Source organism: Pseudomonas gingeri, from assembly GCF_013385425.1.
GTDB lineage: Bacteria > Pseudomonadota > Gammaproteobacteria > Pseudomonadales > Pseudomonadaceae > Aquipseudomonas > Aquipseudomonas gingeri_D.
Genome location: NZ_JACAQA010000012.1, coordinates 1 through 26,504 on the forward strand (window position 1 = coordinate 1; position 26,504 = coordinate 26,504).

The following is a 26,504-nucleotide window of genomic DNA, read 5'->3' on the forward strand; positions in this document are numbered from 1 at the left end:
CCACGCGGGCGCTGGTCTTCAGGACGGCGGGAGACAGCTGCTTTTTCTCGATGGCGGTCTTGGCACGACCGAGGTTTTCCTGGGTTTCTTGTAAGCTTCTCAAGGACGTCGAGTCCTGCACCAGTGCCTTCTTGCGTTTCAGGCTGTTTTCCAGCTGATCGATGGCGGGAAGAATTCTGTTTTCCTCACCTGATTCGAGCAGCGCTCTCAGGTCTCGCGTCGACACGCCAAACTGTTCGCTACCCACAAGGCCCTGTCGCAGGGCCGCGTCCACCACGATAGTATTCGACTGCGGACTCGCCTCTTGAAAAGAATGGAACACCGCCGGAGTGAAATTGACATAGGGTATATTCTTGAAAAACTCACGAGCGGCCGCATCGATATTGATGTTGGTCATCTCGAAGTAATCCTGCTTATCGAGTAAAAACATCTTCCTGTAAGCAAGCTGGTAATTCGTCTCGCTGCTAGGTACCGGGCTACCACACAGCCTGAAAATCACATCCGTAAAACTCCTTATTTTTAACGGACCGACAGGATCATAAGGGTCGATCAGAAATTTTAATTTCGTGCTTGTATACAGATTATAGCCGCCCACGAAATCACGTCGCGCCCTGGCCAGCTTCAAACTCGCCAGAAAAAACACTACTTTTCTGATTGTCTTGACTTCACCGACGGGCAATAACTGTGATCCCTCCGCTATAGAGGCGACCGTGACCAATGAGCGAATTGCGTCAACGTTTTCGGGAAAATGTTCGCTGATGAGCCGGGTATATTCATCAACACCGCGCTGCCGAACATTAAAATACTCCGTTACAACCCCCCTCAAATACCTGAGCGATACGTTTTCCAGCTCAGAACCGGCGATGGGAGATATCCGACTCACCTTGAGAACATTGGTACTCCTCAAGTACTCAATGAATGAAGGATTACTCAAATCGGGATCATGACCCGGCCATTCAAAATGTTCTTTGACCGCCAACTGAATAGTGGGGTAGGTATTGATGAGATACCTGAACGCCTTGAGAACGTGACCCGGAAAAACCAGATATTGCGCTTGCCAGCGACTCGACAGATGTCCGAGGGGTGGCTCGGCGGTTAATACAAGAGGCGCGGTGGGACTGCTGACGACAAGCACATTGGGAATCTTGTCCGTTTCAAAATGAGGCAGCGCCTTCTCCAGAAGAAGAAGCGTGATGTGGGTGGCCAGACTTTGAGAAATATGGCAAGACTGAAAGTTGACAACCTTTAATTTTTTAAACCCGGCCTCGGCATAGGTCGCGAGTAAATTGCTGTATAGCCAACCCGCGACCTTTTCTGCATCCCCGAGCACACGGCTCTCTATATCGATGCCATGCCCTATAATGTTGAGAACCCCATCAAAAGGCAGGCCCCCCGTGGTGGAAGAAGCATAGCCTATCAGCAGACGGCTATTGCTCAGGGTATAAGCCGCGTCCCAGGTTAAATACGGACGAGCGCCAGGACTGAGTATACCGGCCAGGATTCTTCCTCTAAGCGTCGTAAACTCCTCGTGGACACTGAGCAACACCCGCCGCCATTCAGCAGAGTTTACGTTAGGTAGAGAAAGAAGCGTTTGGGCCAGGTTATGCTCTCTCAATGCCGTTAATTGGTGAAGCCCGCTAAGGTAACCAAGGGGAATTGAGCGAAGATTGATGGCTGACAAAAAGTCAATAAAGTTTTTCCGTGTCTTGATACGCCCTTTCCATCGCCTGTAGTAGGTGGAAAGCAACTGCATGGACGCACGGTCGGTAACACTTTGCGAAGCGATAACCTGATAGAGCCTGATATCGGCAACATCATCACCCACCAGGAGATTCAACGAATGCCCGACGGCTCGCTTGCGTCGACTGTTTTTCGTAGTCGACACCCCGGCATCCGTCAGGACCACCCCTCGCAATGCCCTCATCCTCGCCTGTGCGACGCCCACCTGATAAAGAGAAAGCAGTCCATTCAGAAACCCCAGCTCTTCTTTTTTTCCCCTGAAATCCCCACCCTCCAGACTGGCCTGGGTCGTGAAATCCTGGGTCAGCACAAAGTTGATCCGCTGCTCTTCGGCGGCGGGCGCCTTTATCAATTTCGACTTGAGATCTGCATACTCCGCCCTTGACTCCTCAGTCATTTCTTTCCAGAGAGAAAAGGTCGATATTTCCTGCATGAAATCGAATACAAAACGATCTCTAAAGCAAGGATAAATAATGCGCTGCTCATTCACTCCTTGCGTATAAATCCGCCCCAGGAGATAGGCCTTTTCGCCCAGGGCCGCATAGACTTCCCTATCCTGCAGGTAAAGACCCGGTAAAGAAACATCATACTTCTTCAACGTGCGCCGAACCGTTTCCAGATAGATCAGGCTGTCTTTGTTCAAGACACCACCCGAAATCTCATAGTGATTCAGGTCCGGGTCGAACAGTAGCTTTCCGCCCTGCGCAAGGGGGCGCGAAGGGAGGCTGCCAGGTGGAAAAGACTCAAGCATCGCAATATCCTTATTACTCCTGATGAGTCACAAGGCTACGCGCAGTCCTTTTCTAAATAAAAACGGAATTTATTGATCCGATGCCTGCGAAACAGATCAACAATAAGAGATCAAACAATAGATATATAGGTCCACTATCAGGCCTGATCGTTATAAACAAACTTCGGCATTTCCCAGTGAAAGCGAATGGCCAATAAGCGCAGCAGAAAACCACCGGACAGTGTGATCAGAATCGCCTGTTCGCTGGGCAACTGCCAATAGGTACAACCCAGGAAACACCAGGCGGCGGCGAACGAGACGCTGGCATAGAGTTCACGGCGGAAGACCAGGGGAATATCGTTGCAGAAAATATCTCGCAGTACTCCACCAAACACCCCGGTGATCACCCCACTGACCGAAGCCACCATCATGCCTTGCCCCATTTCCAGGGCGGTCATGCAGCCGATCAGGGTAAAGGCCACCAGGCCCAGGGCATCGAGCACCAGGAACAGTGAACGCAAGTGACGCATCAACGGCGCGATAAACACCGTCACCAAGGCCGCGACCGAGGTCAGTACCAGATACTCAGGGTGCTTGACCCAGGTCAGCGGGTAATGCCCCAGCAACACGTCGCGCACCGAACCGCCGCCGAGGGCGGTGACACAGGCGATCAGCACCACGCCGAACCAGTCCATGCCACGACGTCCGGCCGACAGGGCACCGGTCATGGCTTCAGCGGTAATGGCGACGAGGTAGAGCATCAGCAACATGATGGCGATCCGGGCAGGTGAAGGCCGGCAGTCTACTGATTTGCGCCGCGCCCCAAAAGGGCGCAGCGCGCTAATCATCGGTGTGACTCAGAACTTGATGAAGTGCTTGCGGTAGTGCTGCAGCTCGGCGATCGACTCGCGAATATCGTCCAGTGCCAGGTGCGTGCTGCCCTTCTGGAAGCTGTCACGCACTTCCGGCGCCCAGCGTGCGGCCAATTCCTTGAGGGTGGACACGTCCAGGTTGCGGTAGTGGAAATAGTTTTCCAGGGCCTTCATATGACGCGCGAGAAAGCGTCGATCCTGGCAGATGCTGTTACCGCAGATCGGCGACTTGCCCTTGGGCACCCACTGCTCCAGGAAGGCGATGGTCTGCGCCTCGGCTTCGGCCATGTCGATACGGCTGTCACGCACGCGCTGGGTCAGGCCCGAACCGCCATGCTGACGGGTGTTCCACTCGTCCATGCCGGCCAGGATCGCATCGCTGTGATGGATCGCGATCACCGGACCTTCGGCCAGGGTGTTGAGGTCGCTGTCGGTGACGATAGTCGCCATTTCGATGATGACGTCGGTGTCCGGGTTCAGGCCGGTCATCTCCAGGTCGATCCAGATCAGGTTCTGTGGGTTTTGCATGGGTTGGCTCCTCGGCGTAGCCGCACAGTTTAGCGCAGGCCGCGCTTGCCGGGCGTGCTAAACTCGCGACCGCTTGACCCTCCCCGCCGATTCAACGACACGGAACACCCATGGCCAAACGCCAGCTCAACCGCCGCCAGAACTGGCGCATCGAAAAGATCCAGGGCGAACGCGCCTCACGCGCCGCCAAACGCGAATCCCAGGCCGTCGAGGCACTGGAAGGCGGCGACCTGGGGGCCGAGCAGACGGGCCTGGTGATCGCGCACTTCGGCGTGCAGGTCGAAGTCGAGGCGCTGGAAGGCGAGCTCAAGGGCCAGGTGTTCCGCTGCCACCTGCGGGCCAACCTGCCGGCGCTGGTCACCGGCGACCAGGTGGTCTGGCGTGCCGGCAACCAGGGCATCGGCGTGATCGTCGCGCAACTGCCGCGCACCACCGAACTGAAGCGCCCGGACAGCCGTGGCCAGCTCAAGCCGGTGGCGGCCAACGTCGACATGATCGTGATTGTCTTCGCGCCGCTGCCCGAGCCCCATGCCAACCTGATCGACCGCTACCTGGTGGCGGCCGAGCATGCCGGTATCCGACCGCTGCTGCTGCTGAACAAGTTCGACCTGATCGACGAGCAGAATGCCCCGGCGCTGAATGCGTTGCTGGCGGTCTATCGGCAACTGGGTTATCCATTGCTCGAAGTGTCGGCCCATCACGGCAACGGCATGGAGCAGCTCCAGCAACAACTGGACGGGCGCATCAGTGTGTTTGTCGGCCAGTCCGGGGTCGGCAAGTCCTCGCTGGTCAACAGCCTGCTGCCCGAAGTGGACACCCGTGTCGGCCCGCTCTCCGAGCTGTCCGGCCAGGGCACCCATACCACCACCACCGCGCGGTTGTTCCACTTCCCCGGCGGCGGTGAGCTGATCGACTCCCCGGGGATTCGCGAGTTCGGCCTGGGTCACGTAAGCCGCGCCGATGTCGAGGCGGGTTTTATCGAGTTCAACGACCTGATCGGCACCTGCCGCTTCCGCGATTGCAAACATGATCGCGAACCCGGCTGCGCCCTGCTCAAGGCCCTGGAAGACGGCCGTGTGCAGCAGCAGCGGATGAACAGCTACCGCTCGATCATCGCCAGCCTGCCGCAAGACAGCTATTGAGTTGACCGAAACAACAAGGCCGCGATCATCGCGGCCTTGTTGTCTGACTTATGAGCCTGTCTTGGGCTTGCCCGGCTCATCCATCTTCAGCACACCGTCCTCGAAGATGTTCAAGCGTTGCCGCAGCTCATGAGCCGGCAGCGGTTGCTTGTCCGCCGGCAACGCGTTCGGATCGGCGGGCACTTCACCCGGTGCGCCCTGGCCCTCGGTCGGGGTCGGGGCCGTCGGGGCCTCATCCGAGCCCTGCTCGCCTTCAATGGCCTTCTGCGCCTTCTTGGTCAAGACCACGATATCGATACGGCGGTTGACCGGATTGAATGGATTGGCCTTGTCGAACAGCGTCGACGAACCGTAACCCACCACCCGCGCCACTTGCGTGTCCGGATAACTGCCGGCCACCAGGGCACGCCGGGCCGCGTTGGCACGGTTGGCCGACAACTCCCAGTTACCGAAGTCGCCGGTGCCGGCGTAGGGTTTGGCATCGGTGTGACCGCTGACGCTGATCTTGTTCGGCACCGCCTTGATGGTGTCGGCCATGGCCAGCAGGATGTCTTCGAAGTAAGGCTTCAGGCGCGCGCTGCCGGAGTCGAACATCGGCCGGTTTTCCGCGTCCATGATCTGGATACGCAAGCCATCCGGAGTGATCTCGAACTTGATCTGGTCCTTGAACTTCTGCAGTTCAGGGCTCTCATCAACCTTTTTATGCAGCTCCTGCATCAGCAATTCCAGGCGCTCTTTCTCCACCTGCTCGGCCATGCTCTCGACCTGATCGGTGTCGACCGTGACCTTGTCCGGTTGCGGCTGGGATTTGACTTCCGGGTTGAGGGTCTTGTCCGGTGCCAGCACCGGCGAACCGCCCAGGTCGATGATGTAGGGCGTACCGCTCTCGGAGAAGCCGATCGGGTCCTTGAAATAGCCGGCGATGGCGATCTTCTGTTCCGGGGTCGCGGTGGACAGCAGCCACAGCACCAGGAAGAACGCCATCATCGCCGTCGCGAAGTCGGCGAAGGCGATTTTCCAGGCGCCGCCGTGATGCCCACCGGCAAAGCGCTTGACGCGCTTGATTATGATCGGCTGATTGTTTTCCATGACTCAGCGACCGCGAACCGCTTGTTCCAGCTCGGCGAAGCTGGGACGGTGCTTCGGATACAGGACCTTGCGCCCGAACTCCACCGCCAGCGACGGTGGCATGCCGGAAGCCGAGGCCACCAGGGAAGCCTTGATCGCTTCGTAGATGTTCAGCTCTTCCTTGGCATCGTGGGTCAGGGAAGTCGCCAATGGACCGAAGAAACCGTAGGCGGCGAGAATACCGAAGAAGGTACCCACCAGTGCCGCGCCTACGTGCAGGCCGATGGACTTCTGGTCGCCCTCACCGAGGGAGGCCATGGTCACCACGATCCCCAGTACCGCCGCGACGATACCGAAGCCGGGCATGGCATCGGCGACGCCGGTCACGGCATGGGCCGGATGCTCGAGTTCTTCCTTCATGGAGAACAGCTCCATGTCGAACAGCCCTTCGAGTTCATGGGGCGCCATGTTGCCGGAAGACATGATCCGCAAGTAGTCGCAGATGTACGCGGTCATGCGCTCGTCTTTGAGCACCGCCGGATACTTGGCGAAGATCGGGCTGGCGGCAGCGTCTTCGATATCACCTTCAATCGCCATCATGCCTTCGCGACGGCTCTTGTTGAGGATCTCGTAGATCAGCCCCAGGACCTCGAGGTAGAAGGTGTGGGTAAACCGCGAACTGAACATGCTCAAGGATTTCTTGACCACGTGCATCGTCATGTAGCCCGGGTTGGCCTGCAGGAACGCACCGAAGGCCGCACCGCCGATGATCATCACCTCGAAGGGTTGGATCAGCGCGGCAATCTTGCCGTGGGAAAGCACGTACCCGCCGAGCACGCTCGCGAATACGACGATGATGCCGATAATTTTAGCCATAGGTAGAGAGCACTTACTGAGTCGGGTTCAAGGTCATATTCGGAAGTTAATAAATCTCTTCTTCTCCTTATCGGCGAATCTGCGCCAGACTATAGCCAGTTCAGGCGAAAAGCCAGAAAACCGGCCATGTGCCAGCTTGCACGGTCGATTGCGCGGCGCCTACCCAGCCCATTACGGGCCCGTTAACAGTGATGATGATCGCGCTCGAATATGGCTAACGAAACGACTGTCTCCACACAAAAACCCAACACACTGCAGGGCTGGGTCAAGCTGCTGCAAGCCGTGCGTTTGCCCGTCCCCCAGGACAGTCACGACCGGGTCTGCCGCGCCATTCGCGACAATCGCAGCTCATTGCGCGATATCGCCGAGCTTATGCAGGACAGCCCGGCCCTGGCGCTGAGTGTGATCTGCGAGGCCAACCAGCACACCCATGGCAGCATGACCGAGCCTGCGGAGAACCTTGAGGTGGCGATCAATCGCCTGGGCTTGAAACGCACCGAGGAACTGCTGGCGCGCCTGCCGGCCAAGGCACCGGAAGAGATTCCCATCGCCCTGCGTCAGCTCCAACTGATCAGCCAGCACGCCAGCCAACAGGCCAACGGCCTGTTCGCCGCGCGCCTGGCGCGGCTCTGGCAGGACATCCATTGGGGCAGCCTGTTGTTTCTCTCGCCCCTCTGGCCATTGGCCCTGACACATCCCAACCTGCTCGAAGACTGGGAGCTGCGGGTGATTCACAAGAATGAATCGGCCGCGGCCGTCGAACAGGAACTGTTCGGCGTACGCCTGCTCGACCTGTGCCAGGCAATGGCCGATATCTGGCGCCTGCCGAACTGGGTGACCCAGGGCTATCATCTGCTGAAAACCGAATTGCGTACCCTGGCCAGGGCGCTGCACATCGCCCGTGACAGCGAGCACCGCCTGCACCAGCAACAGCAGCTCGACGCCGATCCGGAGCTACGCCGCTGGCTCAACCAGCCATCCAACACGGTGCTGCTGGCCAACGGCCTGGCCCTCTCGGCGCAACAGGCCTGGGACAGTCCGCACCATCTGCGCTGGCAATACCTGACCAGCCTGTACCTGCAACAGCCCATGGATGAGTTGCAGCAGCAACTGCACCAGCAGGCGGCACAAAGCGCCAACCAGCACAGCATGCCGGATCTCTGGCACCCGGCCGAAGCCCTGATCTGGCGCGGCAGCATGCGCCGCGTCCACAGCGGCCTGCTACCGGCAGTGGATCCTTCACCCGAAGCCCTGGCCCTCTGGCGCAAACACTGCGCCGAACTGCTCGCCGAACCCAGCCGGTTCACCAATGCCATGCACCTGACCGGCATCGCCCGCGACGCCCTGAGCACCTGCGGTATGCGCCGGGTGATGATCCTGATGGCCGACCGGACCCAGAGCACCCTGCGGGCGCACCAGATCGCCGGGTTGGCGAAAGAGTCGGCCAGCCTGGTGCTGCAGGTCAGCTCGAGCCCGGTCCTGCAACGACTGCTGAGCCAGCCGGCGCAGATTCGCCTGACCCCGGCCAACAACGCCCAGTTCTCCGCCCTGCTGCCCGGCAACCTGCGGGCACAGTTTCCCGGCGAACACCTGCTGCTGCGCTCCCTGAGCAACAATGGCCGGGTGATCATGCTGGTGGTGGCCGACCAGGGCGGCGGGCCCTTCTCGGAAATGACCGTGCAGGCCTTCGGCAAAACCGCACAGTGCATCGAGAAGGCGCTGCACGCCTTTACCAACCGTGGCGCCTGACGCTGCGTTACAATCTTCCCTTTTTTGCGCCCTGGAGACCTCACATGCCTGACTTCTCTGGCTTGCCGTTGGTGATCGAGCCCGGCGACCTGCTGCCCCGCCTCGGCGCCCCCGAGCTGATCCTGGTGGACCTGACCAGCAGCGCCCGTTATGCCAGCGGGCATATTCCCGGGGCCCGCTTCGTCGATCCCAAGCGCACCCAACTGGGCCAGCCACCGGCCCCCGGCCTGATGCCGCCGCAGGCACTGCTCGAAGCGCTGTTCGGCGAACTGGGGCATAACCCGAACGCGGTCTACGTGGTCTATGACGACGAAGGCGGCGGCTGGGCCGGACGCTTTATCTGGCTGCTGGACGTGATCGGTCACAGCCGTTACCACTATCTGGATGGCGGCCTGCACGCCTGGTTGGGCGAAGGCCTGCCCGTCGACGGCGACATCCCCGCGAGCGTCGGCGGCCCCGTCACCCTGACCCTGCACGACGAACCCACCGCCACCCGCGACTACCTGCAAAGCCGCCTCGGTGCCGCCGACCTGGCCATCTGGGACGCCCGCGGCCCGCTGGAATACAGCGGCGAGAAAGTCCTCGCGGCCAAGGGTGGGCACATCCCCGGCGCGGTGAACTTCGAATGGACCGCCGGCATGGACAAGGAGCGCCAGTTGCGCATCCGCCGCGACATGCCGCAGATCCTCACCGACCTGGGCATCACCCCGGACAAGGAAGTGATCACCCACTGCCAGACCCACCATCGCTCTGGCTTTACCTATCTGGTCGCCAAGTCGCTCGGTTACCCGCGCGTCAAAGGTTATGCCGGCTCCTGGGGCGAATGGGGCAACCACCCCGACACCCCCGTAGAGATTTGAAATTTCCAAGGATTCTTGATGAAAAAGCGTTTGTTCATCCTCAGCCAGTACCTGCTGCCCCATCACCTGCTGTCGCGCCTGGCCGGCTGCATCGCCGAATGCCGCGTGCGCTGGTTCAAGAACGCCTTTACCGCCTGGTTCGCCAAGCGCTACCAGGTGGATATGTCCCAGGCGCTGGTCGAAGACCTGACCGCCTACGAGCACTTCAATGCTTTCTTCACCCGCGCCTTGAAAGACGGCGCGCGGCCGCTGGATGAAACCCCGGGGGCGATTCTCTGCCCGGCGGACGGTGCGGTCAGCCAGCTCGGTCCGATCGAACACGGCCGGGTGTTCCAGGCCAAGGGCCACAGCTACAGCGTGCTGGAACTGCTCGGTGGCGACGCGGTCGCCGCCGCACCGTTCATGGGCGGCGACTTCGCCACCATCTATCTGTCACCGAAGGACTACCACCGGGTGCATATGCCCCTGGCCGGCACTCTGCGGGAAATGGTCTACGTGCCGGGCCGGATTTTCTCGGTCAACCAGACCACGGCGGAAAACGTCCCGGAGCTGTTCGCCCGTAATGAACGTGTGGTCTGCCTGTTCGATACCGAGCGCGGGCCGATGGCCGTGGTCCTGGTCGGTGCGATGATCGTCGCCTCGATCGAAACCGTCTGGGCCGGGTTGGTCACACCGCCCAAGCGCGAACTGAAAACCGTGCGCTACGACGAAGCCGCGCGCCAGCCCATTCATCTGGAAAAAGGCGCCGAACTGGGCCGTTTCAAACTGGGCTCCACCGCCATCGTGCTGTTCGGGCCACAGCAGGTACAATGGACTGAAGGGCTGGTCGCGGGCTCGCCCGTGCGCATGGGCCAAGGCCTCGGCGCTCCCGTCCAGGCCTGATGTACACTGGATCTTTACGGCTTGCGAGCTGCCTTCGCAAGCCCGAAAGACCAGGGCAGGGACAACGGGTCACAGTCGGATTGGACCGGTAAGGCTGCAAATGTCCCGCGGCCCTGCTAGAGGTGTGGCATTATTTTGCTATCGTTTTTTTGTCATCCTGGCCTGTAGTGGGCCCGGGTTGTTTCGCTGCCGGAGCTGGACCGCTACATGAGCAATCCGAGTCCCCATCTGTTGTTGCGCGCACCGACGCCTACGCAGTTGAGCCTGTCTTTCTGCGATGCGACACCGCGCGACCTCAAGCGCTGGATCGCCGGCCTGCCGAAAGCCAATCTCGGGGAAACCGCTCGCCTGCTGTATCAGGGCCTGGGCGAACTCAACCTGTTGCTCACCCCCAGCGAAAACCGCCTGCAGCTGCTGGAACTGCTGCGCCCCGAGGTGTACTACGTCTGCAAGCACCTGGAACGACACTTTCTCAACCAGTCCATCGTCCTCGACGAACGCCCGAGAAAAGTCGCCAATCTCTGCCAGGCCCTGCAAAACCACCTGGCCATCGGCTACAAGCAGATCGCCATGCGCGTGGCCTCAAAGGGTGGCAAGGACCGCACCCTGCTGACCACCGCCCTGCAACGGGCGCTGCATTGCCTCAACGGCCCGCTGGTGCGCGCCAGCCAGCTCTATTGTCCGGTACCGGAAAGCCTCTGGTTCGAGGTGCACCAGCTCTATCAGGTGGCCCTTGCCCATCAGGTGCAGAACACCCCGGTGTTCGACGAGCAGGCCAGCCAGCCGCTGCCCCTGAGCGTCGAGAACACCTATATTGTCGCCCTGCTGCTGGGGTGCGCGCGCAGCAACCAGATGCGCCAGAACAACATTGCCCGACTGGCCGAGGTCCTTGAACCCTGGAGTGCACAGGTCAAGCTGCAAGGCGCCGAGCTGGCTTCAAGCCTGTTCGCCGTGGCACCCGGAAGCGACGCGCCGCCACGCTACACGTCGCTGTTCGCGGTCGAGCAACTGCCGAACCTGATCGGCATCGACACGCTGCCCCTGGTCGAAGCCATCAAGGACTACCTCGCGCTGCCCGCCGACCTGCGCGGCCAGTCGCGCCTGCAAGTCCCCAGCGGTTTGAGCCTCGACGTACTGCAACACCTCAGCGCCGCCTGGGGCGAAGCCGCCGAACGAACCTTCCAGCGCACCCCGGGCCAGGGCACCGTGACCCTGTGTGTCGGCATGAGCGCGCTGCACTTTTACCTCGGCGGCCAGCGCTCCTTCAGCGATATCCTCAAGATCCCGACGGCCAGCAAGGCCGCGCAATTCACCGTGCAGTTGTCCAACAGCGCGGAAAAGGATGCCTGGAACCACGCCTTCGACGCCCAGCGCGCCGGCAGCGCCGACACCCTGCTGCCTTACGAGGAAATCCAGTATCACGTCAGTGATGCCGACAGCAGCCAGGCCGCTTTCAATAGCGCCGAAGATTTCCCGACCCATGGCCTGCAGATCATCAACCACAGCCCCGGCGGCTACTGCCTGGCCTGGCCCAAGGAAGTGCCCGCGCAATTGCAGGCAGGGGAAATGGTCGGGGTCCAGGACCCCTCAAGCCAGGGCTGGAGTGTCGCCGTGGTGCGCTGGATCCGCCAGGTGCGCAGCGGCGGCACGCAGATGGGCATCGAGCTGGTGGCGCCCCATGCCCAGCCTTGCGGCCTGCAACTGTTGCGCGGCGGCGAAGGCCACAGTCAGTACCTGCGGGCCCTGCTGTTGCCGGAAATCAGCGCCATCGGCGTACCGGCCACGCTGCTGGCGCCACGCCTGCCGTTCCAGGAAGGACACAAGGTGATCATCAACAGCAACGGTGAAGAACGCCGGGCCGGGCTGAACAAGCGTCTGGCCAGCACCGGCAGCTTCAATCAGTTCGAGTACCGCCTGCTCGAACAGCCGGTGACACCCAAGACCGATCCGAGTGCCGGTGGCCTGGGCGTTGCCGAAGACGACTTCGGCTCGCTGTGGAAAATCCTGTAGCCGGCTTCAGCGATCCCGCACACCCAGCAGATACAACACCCCATCCAAGCCCAGGGTCGAGATCGCCTGTTTGGCCGAATGCCTGACCAGCGGCTTGGCGCGGAACGCCACGCCCAATCCGGCAATCGCCAGCATCGGCAGGTCATTGGCGCCGTCACCGACCGCGATGGTCTGCTCCAGGCTCAGGCCTTCCTTCTCGGCCAGCTCACGCAGCAAATCGGCCTTGCGCTGGGCATCGACAATCGGCTCGATGGCCACGCCCGTGCATTTACCGTCCACCACTTCCAGTTCGTTGGCGAAGACATAATCGATACCCAGCTTCGCCTGCAATTGCTTGGCGAAATAGGTGAAGCCGCCCGACAGGATTGCGGTCTTGTAGCCCAGGCGCTTCAACTCGGCGAACAGTACTTCGGCGCCTTCGGTCAGGCGCAGCGAGGCGCCGATGGCGTCCAGCACACTGACGTCGAGGCCCTTGAGCAGCGCCAGGCGCTCCTTGAAGCTGGCGCGAAAATCCAGCTCGCCGGCCATGGCCCGCTCGGTGATGGCCGAGACCAGTTCGCCCACGCCGGCCGCCTTGGCCAGTTCGTCGATCACTTCGGCCTCGATCAGGGTCGAGTCCATGTCGAACACCGCCAGGCGACGGTGGCGACGGAACAGCGAGTCTTCCTGGAGGGCGATATCGGCATTCAGCTCCTGGGCCGCGTTCAGGAACTCGCGGCGCAAGGCTTGCGGATCGGTCAGTTCGCCGTTCAGAGAGACTTCGAAGCAGCTCTTGCTCAGGGCCGACGGTGCGGCGGACGGCGTGTGCGCCGACAAACGGTCGATCCGCTCGACTTCCAGACCGTGGCGCGCCGTGATCGCAATCACCCGCTGCAACTGCTCGGCGGTGACCTGGCGGCTCATCAGGGTCGCGACATGGCGCTTGCCGCCCGATGTCGCCAACCAGTCCTGATGCTCAGCCTCGGAAAACCGACTGAAACGCACCTGCTGCGCGCGCCCGGGCAGGCTGGCCTCAATGTCCAGGTGTATCGACGCGGCCCGCGCGGCGTCCGCAAACTCGACCAGGATGCCGAACGCCAGACTGCCGTGGATAGCCGCCTGGCGGATATCGAGAATGTTCACAGCACCTTGTGCCAGCACGCCAGTAATGGCTGCGGTCAGACCCGGACGGTCCTCTCCGGTGATGCTGATCAGGACGATTTCGCGCAAAGCGCACCCCCGCTCGTTAAAAAAAACGCATTCTACCCACTTTCACTGACCATCGGGCACAGCCAGCGCTTTGCCGGTCTAGGGCCTCTCGCTATACTGCGCGTCAACTTCACGGACAAAAGAGCCGCGCTCAGTGAACCGGCCCACGCCAGTCAAAACCGATAACTTCTTCCTGCTGATCTTCCGGGCCTTGCGTCACCGCCGTGTACCGCTCGCCTTGCGCATCGCCAGCCACAACGTGATCCTCGTCGCGCTGGCGCTGGTCATCTACGCCTGCGTGATGGGATTGCAGTTCAAGGAAGCCATGCACCAGCAGGCCGATGCCCTCGGCCAGAGCCTGACCACCCAGACGGCCACCTCTGCCACGGAACTGCTGGTCTCCAACGACATCCTCAGCCTCAACGTGCTGCTGAACAACCTGACGAAGAACCCGCTGGTGGCCCACGCGGCCATCTACAGCGTGGATAACCGCATCCTCGCCGAAGCCGGCCAGCGTCCGAAAAACGGCCTGCTGGGTGAAGCCGAAGGGCTGTACCAGACCAAGATCACCTTCCAGGACGTGACCGCCGGGCATCTGCGCATCAGCCTGGACATGGCGCAATTCCAACAGCCGATGACCATCAGCCTGCAAAGCATGGGCATTCTCAGTGCGATCCTGCTGGCCCTGGCCCTGGCCTTGAGCCTGCGCCTCGGCCGGCATATCTCCACGCCGCTGCTGCAATTGCGGGTCTGGCTGCGGGACATGGACGAACACACCCCGGCGACCCAGCGCCAGGATGAAATCGGCGATCTCGCGCGCCAGTTGCATTCGCGCTTCGCCCCGGTCAAACCGGAGCCCGAGCCGGAGCCGGAAATCGACTACGACGAGAATGACTACGTCGAGGAAGAAGAGGACGTCGAGCCGGCGTTCCAGGTCCGCAACCTGCGCGACCCGAGCTTCGACGAGACCGCGGCGGCGCCGACACCCAAGCCGGCTCCGCGGCATATTGTCAGCAACGTGGAAGACGAACTGGACGACGACGAAGACCCGTTCGCCGACCTGCGGGAAAGCCCACGGCCCGCGGGTGGCGCGGCAGTGAAACCACAGCCGGTAGCACCGAGCCAGCCACAGCACAGCGCGGTGCTGGCGGTACAGCTGGGTGCCCAGGACCAGTTGCGGCGCCTGCCACGCGCGCGTCTGACGGAACTGCTGGACCGTTACCGCGACTGCCTGGACCAGGCCGCCTCGTTGTATGAGAGCGATCTGCACACGCTGAACGACGGCAGCACCCTGATGCTCTTCCACACCGAAGACAGCGGTGATGACTACCTGACCAACGCCATCTGCTGTGGCGAGCTGCTCCGGGCCCTGGGCCATCAGTTGCAGATCGAGGTAGCCGACAGTGGCATTACCTTGCAACTGCAGCTGGGTCTTACGTTGGGCGATGAGTTGTTCGGCCTGAGCCAGATCGACCTGCTGCTGACGGAAACCGCCCAGGACGCCCTGGCGCTGTCGCAACACAGCCGCAACCTGCTGCTGGTGGAACGACGCATCAGCGATGACCCGCTGATTCGCCAGCGTGCGCGTATTCGGCCGATTGCCAGCCCCGAGGGTGCCTGCTGCGTGGAACGCTTGATGGAGCCGTATCCGTCGATGCTGGAACGGCAACTGGCGCGAATGCACGAGACGCGGGCCAAGACGCAGTGAAAAAACTTGAATCACTCCTGGATTCAAGCGCTGTTGCTCCACTGCTCAAAAATGAGTAGTCTGAGCGCACGACTCAACCTCTGGCGGGCCGATTAAGTTCAGCCTCAGCCTCAGGTGAAAAAACCGGCCCAATAGCCGGTTTTTTCGTTTTCAAGGATCTGAATTTGTGCGTACCGCTTTTTTCGTAGACGGGTACAACCTCTACTACGGAGCTCTTCACGGCTCGCCCTATAAGTGGCTGGACCTGCCGGCCATCCTCTCCCACATTCTGCAGGCTCAGAACCCGGCCTGTGAAACGGCGTCGGTTCATTACTATACCTCTCCTGTCATTGCTCGACTGGCAACCCGTGGCCAGGCATCCAATGACGCTCAAAGCCGCTATATCCGAGCACTGCAAACAAAAGGGGTCACGGTCGTACTCGGTAATCATCGCCTTGCCAGAGGGTTCGCCCCCAGATTCGTCAAAGGACAAAAAGCGTCACGCTCTGACCAAGTGGCTATCTGGCAGCTTGAGGAAAAAGAGACGGATGTGAACCTGGCACTGGGCATGTATCGAGCGGCCTGCCAAGCAGAGCCGCTACAAATCGGACAAATCGTTCTAGTGTCAGGGGATACCGATCTCGCGCCAGCGTTAGCCGCCATCAGAACAGATTTTGCACAGCTCACGCTGGGAGTGATCGTGCCCCACAGGAGCGAGAATGGTGAGTTGGCCCGGGAAGCCCCCGGATCACTCAAACTCCATTCGCACTGGATACGCCGATCTATAAGCGATACTGAATTAGCGGCTTGTCAGCTACCGCCAAAAGTCCCGCTACCAAAGAAACCCGCCATCATCAAACCGGACTACTGGTAGCGAGGGCGGCTGGCACTGACAGCCAGGCGCGGAGGCCCTGACCAAGTGTCGAATCAGAAGCGAAACACTTCCATATCCGTACGAATCGGCGAAGCCATCGGGATCTTCGGCTTCTCCGGCCCGGCCTGTTTGGCCGGTGCCGGAGCCGCCGCCTTGCGGTTTTCAACCAGCGGCGCTTGATTGGCCAATGGCTTGAGCGCCACGCTCAGTTGCTCGGCCAGGCGCTGCAACAGCTCGCCCTGGGCCTGGACCTGTGCCGCCGAGGTGCCGGTGTGCTGCTGTTCCAAGTGGACGATGCGGTTATCCCGTACCTGCCCACGACGGTCGAGCAAACGCCACTGCGCGTCGAGAATCGCCGGTTGATGGGTGCCGGAATCCAGTCGGGTAATCGACAACAACACCTGCACATCCGGGGTGCTCCCGGCAATCGCCGGGGCCAGGACCACGCGCTGGCTGTCCAGGCGCCAGGCCAGCTGGCGAACCAGCAACTGATTGATATCGGACGACAGGCTGCCGGCCCAGCGACCGTCGGTCGCCGCGGTCAGGCTGCCATCAGGTTGGCGCTGCAGCAGGGTTTCACGTTGCAGGTAATCAGCCAGGGAAATCGGCCCGAGCACCACCGACATCCCCGAGCTCTGCTGAGGCTGGCCCGGCGTGCCGCTGTCCAGCTGATACAAGGACACCGGCTGGTGCACGCTGCAGCCGGCCAGGCCGAGCAGGCCCGTCAGCAGCAGAATAAAAGGAAGGCGCAGAACAGTCATCATCCCATCCAGGTGGCCGCCATAAGGCCCTGCCACAGTCTGATCCAAAAATTCGTTCGGGCACGCCGCCACGCGGGTGCCGCAAGTGGCGCATATCATCCGTGAATATGCGCCGTGACTCCAGTGCCGCGGTAGCGATCCTCCTGCTAAAACGCTGAACGAACGCTCTAAACCGCTTTAACTGATACCTTCTACCAATAAGGCGTCAACCCGCTGGAAGCCCCGTGGCAGCTTGTTGCCACGCCGGCCACGCTCGCCCTTGTAGTGTTCCAGGTCATCGGCCTTGAGCGACAAGGTACGCTTGCCCGCCTGCAACACCAGGGTCGCACCGTCCGGAATCACCGCCAGGTCAGTGACGTATTCCTCGCGGCTGGCCACGCGCTCACCGGGAATGCCGATGATCTTGTTGCCCTTGCCCTTGCCCAGTTGCGGCAGGTCGCTGACCTTGAAGATCAGCAGCCGGCCCTCGGTGGTCACCGCCGCCAGCCAGTTCTGCTCACGGTCGGCCACCGACTTGGGTGGCATCACCTTGGAGCCGTTGGGCAGACTCAGCAGGGTCTTGCCCGCCTTGTTCTTGGCCTGCAGGTCTTCACCCTTGACCACGAAACCATACCCGGCGTCGGAAGCGATGACATACAAGGCCTCGTCTTCAGGCAGCAACACGCACTCGAAGCTGGCGCCCGGCGGCGGCGTCAGACGACCGGTCAGCGGCTCGCCCTGGCCACGGGCCGAAGGCAAGGTATGGGCCGCCACCGAGTAGCTGCGCCCGGTGGAGTCGATAAACACCGCGAACTGGTTGGAGCGCCCCGCCGCCGAGGTCTTGAAGCCATCACCGGCCTTGTAGGACAGGCCCGTGGCATCAATATCATGGCCTTTTGCACAGCGAACCCAACCTTTTTCCGACAAAACGACCGTTACCGGCTCGGTCGGCATCAGTTCGTTTTCCGACAGGGCCTTGGCTTCGCTACGGGCAACAATCGGCGAGCGACGGTCGTCGCCATAGGTTTGCGCATCAGCCACCAGTTCGGTGCGGACCAGCTTCTTCAACTTGGCTTCGCTGGCCAGCAGCGCTTGCAGCTTGGCCTGTTCCTTGAGCAGCTCATCCTGCTCGTTGCGCAACTTCATCTCTTCCAGGCGCGCCAACTGACGCAAGCGGGTGTCGAGGATGTAGTCGGCCTGGATCTCGCTGAGGTCGAAACGCGCGATCAACTCGGCCCGCGGGTGCTCCGCGGTGCGGATGATATGAATCACTTCATCCAGGTTGAGGTAGGCGATCAGCAAGCCGTCCAACAGGTGCAGGCGCTTCTCGACCTTGTCCAGGCGGAACTTCAGGCGCCGGCGCACGGTGTTGACGCGGAACGACAACCACTCCACCAGCAAGGCGCGCAGGTTCTTCAACTGCGGCTTGCCGTCGAGGCCGATGATGTTGATGTTGACCCGGTAGCTGGACTCAAGATCAGTGGTGGCGAACAGATGCTGCATCAGTTCGTCGAGGTCGATACGGTTCGAGCGCGGGATGATCACGATACGGCACGGGTGCTCGTGGTCGGATTCATCCCGCAGGTCGGCGACCATCGGCAGCTTCTTGGCCTGCATCTGCGCGGCGATCTGTTCCAGCACCTTGGCCCCGGAGACCTGGTGCGGCAGGGCATGCACGACAATATCGCCGTCTTCGATGCGATAGACCGCGCGCATGCGCACCGAGCCACGCCCGGTTTCGTAGATTTTCAGCAGGTCGGCTTGCGGGGTGATGATTTCCGCTTCGGTCGGGTAATCCGGGCCAGGGATGAACTTGCACAGGTCCTCGACGCTGGCGCTGGGCTCATCGAGCAGGTGCACACAGGCATTGGCCACTTCCCGCAGGTTGTGCGGCGGCACGTCGGTGGCCATGCCCACGGCGATACCGGTGGTGCCGTTGAGCAGGATATTCGGCAAACGCGCCGGCAACACCGCCGGTTCATCGAGGGTGCCGTCGAAGTTCGGCACCCAGTCCGCGGTGCCCTGGCCCAGTTCGCTGAGCAGCACTTCGGAGTAACGCGACAAGCGCGATTCGGTGTAGCGCATGGCCGCGAAGGACTTCGGATCGTCCGGCGCACCCCAGTTACCCTGGCCGTCCACCAGGGTATAGCGGTAGCTGAACGGCTGGGCCATCAGCACCATGGCTTCGTAGCAGGCCGAGTCGCCGTGGGGGTGGAACTTGCCGAGCACGTCACCGACGGTACGCGCGGACTTCTTGTGCTTGGCGTCGGCATCCAGCCCCAGCTCACTCATGGCGTAGACAATACGCCGCTGTACCGGCTTCAGGCCGTCGCCGATATGGGGCAGCGCACGGTCCATGATCACGTACATGGAGTAGTTGAGGTAGGCCTGTTCGGTGAAGTCAGCCAATGACCGGCGTTCTACGCCATCCAGGCTGAGATCAAGGGAGTCGCTCATGCGGGCCTCATCAGTTCGTTGTCTGGCGCGGCGGTGATAGCGCCGCGCTGGTGAATTCGGGGGTGTTCAACAGGCGCGGGCCCGGCAGCCGTGGTTCGCCGCCGGGACAGCCGCGCATCAGGTCAGGACCTCGGCCAGGTCGCCCTTGGATTCCAGCCAGGTCTTGCGGTCGCCGGCACGTTTCTTCGCCAAAAGCATATCCATCATTTCCGAAGTGGCTTCGAAATCGTCCAGGGTCAACTGCACCAGGCGCCGGGTATTCGGATCCATGGTGGTTTCCCGCAGTTGCGGCGGGTTCATCTCACCCAGGCCCTTGAATCGGGTGACCTGGGGTTTGCCGCGCTTCTTCTCCGCCACCAGGCGATCGAGAATACCGTCACGCTCGCCTTCGTCGAGGGCGTAGTAGATTTCCTTGCCCAGGTCGATACGGTACAGCGGCGGCATCGCCACATAGACGTGTCCGGCATCCACCAACGGGCGGAAATGCTGGACGAACAGGGCGCAGAGCAGGGTCGCGATGTGCAGGCCGTCGGAGTCGGCGTCGGCGAGGATGCAGATCTTGCCGTAGCGCAGCTGGCTGATGTCCGCCGCACCCGGATCGACACCGATGGCCACGGCGATGTTGTGCACTTCCTGGCTGGCGAGCACTTCGCTGCCGTCGACTTCCCAGGTATTGAGGATCTTCCCGCGCAACGGCAGGATCGCCTGGAACTCCTTGTCCCGCGCCTGCTTGGCCGAACCGCCGGCGGAATCACCTTCCACCAGGAACAGCTCGGCACGCATCGGGTCCTGCCCGGCACAGTCGGCCAGCTTGCCCGGCAGCGCCGGCCCTTGGGTAACGCGTTTGCGCTCGACCTTCTTGCTCGCCTTCAGGCGCCGGCCGGCGTTGTTGATCGCCAGTTCCGCCAGTTGCATGCCCAGCTCGGGGTTGGCGTTGAGCCACAGGCTGAAGGCGTCCTTGACCACCCCGGAAACGAAGGCGGCGGCTTCGCGGGACGACAGCCGCTCCTTGGTCTGGCCGGAGAACTGCGGCTCCTGCATCTTCATCGACAGGACAAAGGCAATCCGTTCCCAGACGTCTTCCGGCGCCAGCTTCACGCCGCGCGGCAGCAGGCTGCGGAATTCGCAGAACTCGCGCATGGCATCGAGCAAGCCCTGGCGCAAACCGTTGACGTGGGTGCCGCCCTGGGCGGTGGGGATCAGGTTGACGTAGCTTTCCTGGACGCTGTCGCCGCCTTCCGGCAACCACAGCAAGGCCCAGTCCACCGCTTCCTTGTTACCGGCGAGGCTGCCGCAGAAAGGTTCGTCCGGCAGGCGCTCGAATTCACTGACCGCATCCACCAGATAGGAACGCAGGCCATCTTCGTAATGCCATTCGACCTTCTCGCCGGTAGCCTTGTCCTCGAAGCTGACCAGCAGCCCCGGGCACAGTACCGCCTTGGCCTTGAGCACGTGCTTGAGGCGGCTGACGGAAAATTTCGGCGAATCGAAATACTTCGGGTCCGGCGCAAAGTACACGCTGGTGCCGGTGTTGCGCTTGCCGACGGTGCCGACCACTTCCAGCTCGGTGGCCTTGTAGCCATCGGCGAAGGTCATCTGGTATTCGTTGCCGTCGCGCTTGACCCGGACCCGCACCTGGGTCGACAAGGCGTTGACCACGGAAATCCCCACGCCGTGCAGGCCGCCGGAGAACTGGTAGTTCTTGTTGGAGAACTTGCCGCCGGCGTGGAGCTTGGTGAGGATCAGCTCGACGCCCGACACACCCTCTTCCGGATGAATGTCCACCGGCATGCCGCGACCGTCGTCGGAGACTTCCAGGGAGTGGTCGGCGTGCAGGATCACCTGTACCGATTTCGCATGCCCGGCCAAGGCTTCGTCGACACTGTTGTCGATGACTTCCTGGGCAAGGTGGTTCGGCCGACTGGTGTCGGTGTACATGCCCGGGCGTTTGCGCACCGGGTCGAGGCCCGAGAGGACTTCGATGGCGTCTGCGTTATAAGAGCTAGCGCTGGGAGTGGCCATGGGGTCTCGTCGTCAGTCGTCTATGAATAGGGGTCATTCTCGGGCTCCGCGCCTCAGGGCATCAGAGCTGCGAGAAATCGATCGCCTGGTATGTATCGGCACCGATGCCGGCAAAGCTGAGCAAGGCCGGCAATTGTTCGGCAAAGCCCTGGAAACTATGATCGCCGCCGGCCTGGATACGCAAGGCACAGGCCCGGTAATACTGCTGGGCGGCGCGATAGTCCAGGGTTTCGTCGGCGGTCTGCAGCCAGACCTGGAAACGTTGCGGGTCCTGGGGCGCTGGGACTTCCAGCTCGGCCAGGGCCGTCACGTGATCAAGGGTCAGGTCCCAGGTTTCGCCACTGTAGAGGTTCTGCTGGGGGCCGAGGAAGCCGTCGAACATCCGGTGCGGCGCCACCGCCGGGTTGACCAGCAACGCCTTCAGCCCATGGCGCTCGGCCAGGCACGTCGCATAGTAGCCGCCGAGCGAGCTGCCGACCAGCAGTGGACGACCGAGTTCGGCAATCGCCGCTTCCAGCTGCGGTATCGCCTGGCGGGGATGATGATGCAGGGCCGGCACCCGCAGCTGCGCTTCCAGGCCCAGGCGCTCCATCAGTTGGATCAACTGAGTGGCCTTCTTCGACAGCGGAGAGCTGTTGAAACCGTGGATATACAGGATCGAACCGGACATGTGAGCGTTCTCCATTGGCAGGCTCCCGCACACAGGAGCCGGGCACCGCACAGGCAAAGACGCGCAGTTTAGCCTGACTCCGGCGCGCTGACTCGCCCTGAGACGTTTCCTACCCATTAAGAAGAAGTGATCAGTAGCCGGTGCCGCCGTAGTCGACCTCGAAATCGAAGCCGCGGACCCGGGAAATCGCCGTCTCCAGCCGTCCGTCCGAATGCAGGCGCAGCCAGCGATAGCCCGGTGACTTGTCGTCGACCTTGAAATCCTCGCTACCCGGCGCGAACTGCACGCAGGTAGAAGGCGACGCCAGCAGGCGTACGCCGTTGCGCTCGCGGTCCAGTTCCTGGTGGATATGCCCCCAGAGCAGCGCGCGAACCTGGGGAAAGCGGTCGAGCACGGCGAACAGTGCCTCCGGATTGCGCAAGCCGATGGGCTCCATCCAGGCACAATCGATGGAAATCGGATGATGGTGGAAACACACCAGGTGATGGCGCTGCGGCGCTTCGCTCAGGGCTTGCGCGAGCAACTGCAGCTGTTCGTCCTGCAGATAGCCGGGGACCGAGCCCGGTACGGCGGAATCCAGCAGGGTAATCCGCCAGTTGCCGATATCCACCACCGGCTCGAGCAGATCGCTGTGGTGAGCGGCCTCGGCCATTTCCCGCAACTCGTCGTGATTGCCGGGCAGCCAGCGCGCCGGTGCGTCGATCGCCTCGCTCAACTCACGGAACTGCCGATAGGACGCCACCGTACCGTCCTGGGACAGGTCACCCGTGGCCAGCAGCAGGTCGACAGCGGGCTGCTCCGCCAGCACGCAATCGATCACCCGTTGCAGGCTGTCCCGGGTATTCATGCCCAGCAACGTGCCGTCCGCCTCGGCAAACAGATGGCTGTCGGACAGTTGCACGAGCAACACGGCGTCCGCGGGGGTCGACTGAATGGATTCGCTCGGCAAGAGGCTCTCCTGCAAAATGCTGAGGGGTCGTTCTGCACGCTTCGCTCGGAAAGCGCGCCGCAGGCAATTATGGTCGGGGAATCGGCAAAGAGGAAATGGGTGAAACGGACACACTTCACATTTAACCGGATACAACCTAGCGAATCGCCTCGAACTCATGGCCGCAGGCCAGGCAATGACTCAGCCACTCCCCGAGAAACACATTGAGCTGGGCTTTTTCGTCCGGCTGGTGCATGGCCGAGTTCGGATACGGATAGATACTGCGAAAACGCCGGGCATGTTCGGCACTGATCACCTCGGCCATGCGCGCGTCGTGGTAGACCTGTACCTGCAACTGCGGCACCGGCAACCACGGCAGGCTGTGTTCCTGGCGCACCAGCAAGGTGGTGGTGTAGGGATTGTCCTGCAACACCTCCAGCGCCAGCACGCCGAGCATCTGCTCGCCCTGGGTCATGGCAATGCGCCGCGCGCGCTGCTGCTCGCGCATCTGCGGCAGCAACCGCATGAGGCGCGCATAGTTGGCCTCGCAGGCCGCTTGCAGCCCCACCAGGTCAACCCGATAACGTTCGCGCAACAGACTTACGACCATAGCCCCCTCACTTCAGCGCGGTTCAACGCCAGCCATTGCAAGGCAATGATCGACGCCGCGTTGGCAATTCGCCCATCGCGCACGGCTTGCAGAGCGTCTTCGAACGCCCAGACCGTGGCACGGATATCTTCATTTTCTTCCGGCAACCCGTACAGGCCGCCAGCCCCTTGGGTGTCGCAACGCCCCAGGTACAGATGCACCAATTCGTTGCTGCCCCCCGGCGACGGAAAGTACCGGGAGATCGGCCACAGGGCCGTCAGGTTCAGGTCAGCTTCCTCCTGTGCCTCGCGGTGGGCAACCTCTTCCGGTTGTTCGTCCTTGTCGATCAGACCGGCGACCAGCTCGATCATCCAGGGATTCTCCGCCTTGCCCATGGCGCCGACCCGGAACTGCTCCAGCAGCAGCACTTCATCGCGTCGGGCATCGTAGGGCAGGACACACACGGCATCGTGCCGGACAAAGACTTCGCGATTGATCGTATTGCCCATGCCGCCGTCAAACAGTTCATGGCGCAGGTGCAGGCGATCGAGCCGATAGAAGCCCTTGAAGCAGTTCTCCCGGAGGATGACCTCGACTGTGGTCGGGCTGGTCCTGGTGCTGTCCGTCATCATGTTCCCCATTGTGATAGCGGCGAGGCTTTCCCTCGACTTCGCGCCATCCTAACGCGCCGAAGTGCCATGATGCAGCCCTTTCCCCTCGCCGGGATAGACGGGCGCCCCTGAAACCTACTCTAATTAGCGTAGTGGCGAACCGAGTACGCCGCTGACAGTCGAAGCACGATCACTTGACCTTTCTTTCGCTGACGAAGGACACCCATGTCGTTTTTTAAAATCGCCGCGCTGACGCTCATCGCCCTGACCCTGGGCGCTTGCCAGAGCCTGTTCCAGCCAAGCCTGAAGACCCCGCTGAGCGTCAAGAGCGACGCTTCCGAACAGGTCAAGCCGGGCTGCAGCAATCCGGACTGCCCGCTGGTGAATATCAATACCGTGCATTTCCCCGATGAGCCGCAACTGGACGCAGCGGTGGAGCGGGCGTTGCTGCAGATGGGCCGGACCTCGCCCGAGACGCCGCTGCCGACTTCGCTCAAGCTCTATCGGGAACAATTCCTCGCCACCGCCGAAAGCGGCCACAGCAGCTACTTGGAGGCCAAGGTACGTGAGCAGCATGACGGCTTGGTGATCGTCGAACTCGCCAGCTACCTGGACGATGGTGCCGAGCACGGCATGCCGGGGCGCGGCTTCCTCACCTGGTCGCGCCAGGATCACAAGGCCCTGAGCTTGCAGGACATGCTGCTGCCCGGCCAGGAAGAGACATTCTGGAAGCTGGCCAAGGTCGCCCATAACAACTGGCAGATCAACAACCGGCTGGACCAGGACTTCATTGCGTCCTGGCCCTTCCGGCAAACCCCGAACGTCACCCTGGCCAGCGACGGCGTGATCCTCAAGTACAACGTGACGACCATCGCCCCCTACGCCATGGGCCTGATCGAAATGAGCATTCCCTACCAGCGCCTCAACGGCGTGCTCAAGCCCGAGCTGTTCCCCGCCCGACGTTGAATGCACGACCGAGCAGCCCTTGCAGCAACCCTGCCACCACCAGTGACGGCAGGGTTGCGCCCAGCTCCGGATGGAAATTGGCCAGCAGGTGGTAGGTCGACACACCGCCCAACCAGGCCAGCAGTGCCGGCCAGCGCAACAGCGACGAGGCGCCCGCGGCACTGCGTCCACGCAGGATGAAGTGATCCACCAGCACCACGCCGAACAGCGGCGCGAACACCGAGCCGATCAGCAACAGGAAGTTCTGGTATTGCGCCAAGGGTGCGAAGCAGGCGATGAGGGTGCAAAGCACACCGATGGTCAGGGCCAGGTGCTCGACCTTCCAGCGCAGCAGGATGCCGCTGGAGACCGCCGCCGAGTGGATATCGGCAAAGGCGTTTTCCGACTCGTCGAGCAGGATCAACAACAGCGGAATCCCCAACCCGGCACCGGCCAGGGCCAGCAGCAAGGCATTGGTTTCACCGCTGGGAGCGAACGCCAGGGTGTAGGCCACGCCCAGGCTCATCAGCCAGAAGTTGCCGATCAGAAAGCCCAGCGCCGTGCCGCCGAACACGCTTTTCGCGCGCTTGCCGAAACGCGAGTAGTCGGCGATCAGCGGCAACCAGGACAGCGGCATGGCAATGGCGATATCGAAGCCCACGGCAAACGGCATCGAGCCATCACCGCCCTGCGCCCACAGCGCCGCCAGGTCGGCCTTGGCGAAGAGGTTCCAGGTCAGCCACAGGCAGGCCGCCAGCAGCAGCCAGATGCCCCACTTGCGCAGGATCTTGCGCACGAAGGTCAGTGGACCGCTGACCGCCAGCAGGGTCGCCAGCGCGCCGAACACCAGGGTCCAGAGCAGCGGGTTGGCCAACAGGCTGCCCTCGCTGAACGCCCGGGCGCCCAACAGGCTCGCCGCATCGCGCATGACGATGATTTCGAACGCGCCCCAACCCACCAGTTGCAGCAGGTTGAGCAGCGCCGGCAGGCTGGCGCCGTACTGGCCGAGGCTGAGTTTCAGCGCGGCCATGGAGGCAAGGCCGGTGTCGCTGCCGATCACGCCGACGGCGGCCAGCAGCAGGACACCGACCACGGTGCCGAGGAGGATCGCCAGCAACGAACCGGACAGGCCCAGGCCCGGTGCCAGCAAGGCACCGGTTTGCAGGACCATCAGGCCGATGCCGAGGGAAAACCACAGGGAGAACAGATCGCGCGCGCCGAACACACGCTTGTCGGCGGGGACCGCGAGATCGGGGGAGTAGGTGCTGGGAGTGTTCAAGAGTGTTGGCCCAAGGGAAGGAGATAGGTGTTTTTATCGTGAGAGCGTCCTTGCCCG

The 26,504-nt window shown here is 61.9% G+C and carries 21 protein-coding genes and 1 pseudogene; 8 read left to right on the plus strand and 14 right to left on the minus strand.

Going from position 1 to position 26,504, the window contains the following annotated elements:
* The 3 genes and pseudogenes from HX830_RS17000 to orn form a co-directional block, all read right to left on the minus strand.
* A pseudogene (locus HX830_RS17000) lies at positions 1–2,491 on the minus strand (hypothetical protein); the annotation flags it as partial.
* A 137-nt stretch (positions 2,492–2,628) separates the two neighbouring features.
* A complete protein-coding gene (locus tag HX830_RS17005) occupies positions 2,629–3,243 on the minus strand; it encodes a trimeric intracellular cation channel family protein (RefSeq protein ID WP_177101505.1) in 615 nt (204 codons plus the stop codon).
* Positions 3,244–3,327: 84 nt separating this feature from the next.
* Positions 3,328–3,870, minus strand: a complete 543-nt coding sequence (orn, locus tag HX830_RS17010) for an oligoribonuclease (protein WP_103496860.1) — start codon at positions 3,868–3,870, stop codon at positions 3,328–3,330.
* Between the two features lie 110 nt (positions 3,871–3,980).
* Between orn and rsgA the strand changes: the two genes are divergently transcribed.
* Positions 3,981–5,012: a small ribosomal subunit biogenesis GTPase RsgA gene (rsgA, locus tag HX830_RS17015; protein ID WP_103496861.1), complete on the plus strand. Its 1,032-nt coding sequence runs from the start codon at positions 3,981–3,983 to the stop codon at positions 5,010–5,012.
* Positions 5,013–5,060: 48 nt separating this feature from the next.
* On the opposite strand, the gene motB is transcribed toward rsgA, so the two are convergent.
* On the minus strand, positions 5,061–6,101 hold the full coding sequence (motB, locus tag HX830_RS17020; protein ID WP_177101379.1) for a flagellar motor protein MotB: 1,041 nt from the start codon (positions 6,099–6,101) through the stop codon (positions 5,061–5,063).
* 3 nt (positions 6,102–6,104) lie between these two features.
* The gene (motA, locus tag HX830_RS17025) at positions 6,105–6,956 is read right to left on the minus strand and encodes a flagellar motor stator protein MotA (RefSeq protein WP_103496863.1); all 852 of its coding nucleotides are present in this window, start codon (positions 6,954–6,956) and stop codon (positions 6,105–6,107) included.
* Positions 6,957–7,166: 210 nt separating this feature from the next.
* Between motA and HX830_RS17030 the strand changes: the two genes are divergently transcribed.
* The 4 genes from HX830_RS17030 to HX830_RS17045 all read left to right on the plus strand — a co-directional run bounded on the left by HX830_RS17030 (position 7,167) and on the right by HX830_RS17045 (position 12,457).
* Positions 7,167–8,705: an HDOD domain-containing protein gene (locus HX830_RS17030; protein WP_177101380.1), complete on the plus strand. Its 1,539-nt coding sequence runs from the start codon at positions 7,167–7,169 to the stop codon at positions 8,703–8,705.
* 44 nt (positions 8,706–8,749) lie between these two features.
* The gene (rhdA, locus tag HX830_RS17035) at positions 8,750–9,565 is read left to right on the plus strand and encodes a thiosulfate sulfurtransferase (RefSeq protein WP_177101381.1); all 816 of its coding nucleotides are present in this window, start codon (positions 8,750–8,752) and stop codon (positions 9,563–9,565) included.
* A gap of 18 nt (positions 9,566–9,583) precedes the next feature.
* On the plus strand, positions 9,584–10,447 hold the full coding sequence (gene asd, locus HX830_RS17040; protein ID WP_152737698.1) for an archaetidylserine decarboxylase: 864 nt from the start codon (positions 9,584–9,586) through the stop codon (positions 10,445–10,447).
* 207 nt (positions 10,448–10,654) lie between these two features.
* Entirely contained in the window at positions 10,655–12,457 is a 1,803-nt protein-coding gene (locus HX830_RS17045) for a molecular chaperone (RefSeq protein ID WP_177101382.1), read from the plus strand.
* 6 nt (positions 12,458–12,463) lie between these two features.
* On the opposite strand, the gene serB is transcribed toward HX830_RS17045, so the two are convergent.
* Positions 12,464–13,666, minus strand: a complete 1,203-nt coding sequence (serB, locus tag HX830_RS17050) for a phosphoserine phosphatase SerB (protein WP_103496868.1) — start codon at positions 13,664–13,666, stop codon at positions 12,464–12,466.
* Between the two features lie 133 nt (positions 13,667–13,799).
* Here serB and HX830_RS17055 point away from each other — a divergent pair, with 133 nt between their 5' ends.
* Both HX830_RS17055 and HX830_RS17060 read left to right on the plus strand, forming a co-directional pair.
* A complete protein-coding gene (locus HX830_RS17055) occupies positions 13,800–15,353 on the plus strand; it encodes an AhpA/YtjB family protein (protein ID WP_177101384.1) in 1,554 nt (517 codons plus the stop codon).
* Between the two features lie 166 nt (positions 15,354–15,519).
* Positions 15,520–16,206: an NYN domain-containing protein gene (locus HX830_RS17060; RefSeq protein WP_177101386.1), complete on the plus strand. Its 687-nt coding sequence runs from the start codon at positions 15,520–15,522 to the stop codon at positions 16,204–16,206.
* A gap of 53 nt (positions 16,207–16,259) precedes the next feature.
* Here the strand turns inward: HX830_RS17060 and HX830_RS17065 are convergent, their stop codons facing one another.
* The 7 genes from HX830_RS17065 to HX830_RS17095 all read right to left on the minus strand — a co-directional run bounded on the left by HX830_RS17065 (position 16,260) and on the right by HX830_RS17095 (position 24,241).
* Positions 16,260–16,967: a PqiC family protein gene (locus tag HX830_RS17065; RefSeq protein WP_177101388.1), complete on the minus strand. Its 708-nt coding sequence runs from the start codon at positions 16,965–16,967 to the stop codon at positions 16,260–16,262.
* 177 nt (positions 16,968–17,144) lie between these two features.
* On the minus strand, positions 17,145–19,403 hold the full coding sequence (parC, locus tag HX830_RS17070; RefSeq protein ID WP_103496872.1) for a DNA topoisomerase IV subunit A: 2,259 nt from the start codon (positions 19,401–19,403) through the stop codon (positions 17,145–17,147).
* A gap of 117 nt (positions 19,404–19,520) precedes the next feature.
* Positions 19,521–21,425, minus strand: a complete 1,905-nt coding sequence (gene parE / locus HX830_RS17075; RefSeq protein WP_103496873.1) for a DNA topoisomerase IV subunit B — start codon at positions 21,423–21,425, stop codon at positions 19,521–19,523.
* A 61-nt stretch (positions 21,426–21,486) separates the two neighbouring features.
* Positions 21,487–22,095: a YqiA/YcfP family alpha/beta fold hydrolase gene (locus tag HX830_RS17080; RefSeq protein WP_152737701.1), complete on the minus strand. Its 609-nt coding sequence runs from the start codon at positions 22,093–22,095 to the stop codon at positions 21,487–21,489.
* A 130-nt stretch (positions 22,096–22,225) separates the two neighbouring features.
* A complete protein-coding gene (gene cpdA, locus HX830_RS17085; RefSeq protein ID WP_103496875.1) occupies positions 22,226–23,044 on the minus strand; it encodes a 3',5'-cyclic-AMP phosphodiesterase in 819 nt (272 codons plus the stop codon).
* A gap of 136 nt (positions 23,045–23,180) precedes the next feature.
* A complete protein-coding gene (locus tag HX830_RS17090) occupies positions 23,181–23,633 on the minus strand; it encodes a DUF1249 domain-containing protein (protein WP_103496876.1) in 453 nt (150 codons plus the stop codon).
* The gene (locus HX830_RS17095) at positions 23,624–24,241 is read right to left on the minus strand and encodes an NUDIX domain-containing protein (RefSeq protein ID WP_103496879.1); all 618 of its coding nucleotides are present in this window, start codon (positions 24,239–24,241) and stop codon (positions 23,624–23,626) included. Before HX830_RS17095 ends, HX830_RS17090 begins: the two co-directional genes overlap by 10 nt.
* A 207-nt stretch (positions 24,242–24,448) precedes the next feature.
* Here HX830_RS17095 and HX830_RS17100 point away from each other — a divergent pair, with 207 nt between their 5' ends.
* The gene (locus tag HX830_RS17100; protein ID WP_177101390.1) at positions 24,449–25,189 is read left to right on the plus strand and encodes an RsiV family protein; all 741 of its coding nucleotides are present in this window, start codon (positions 24,449–24,451) and stop codon (positions 25,187–25,189) included.
* Here the strand turns inward: HX830_RS17100 and cytX are convergent.
* Positions 25,158–26,447 (minus strand): putative hydroxymethylpyrimidine transporter CytX, encoded by a 1,290-nt coding sequence (gene cytX, locus HX830_RS17105; RefSeq protein ID WP_177101392.1) that lies wholly within the window; start codon positions 26,445–26,447, stop codon positions 25,158–25,160. The genes HX830_RS17100 and cytX overlap by 32 nt on opposite strands.
* Positions 26,448–26,504 lie beyond the last annotated feature (57 nt).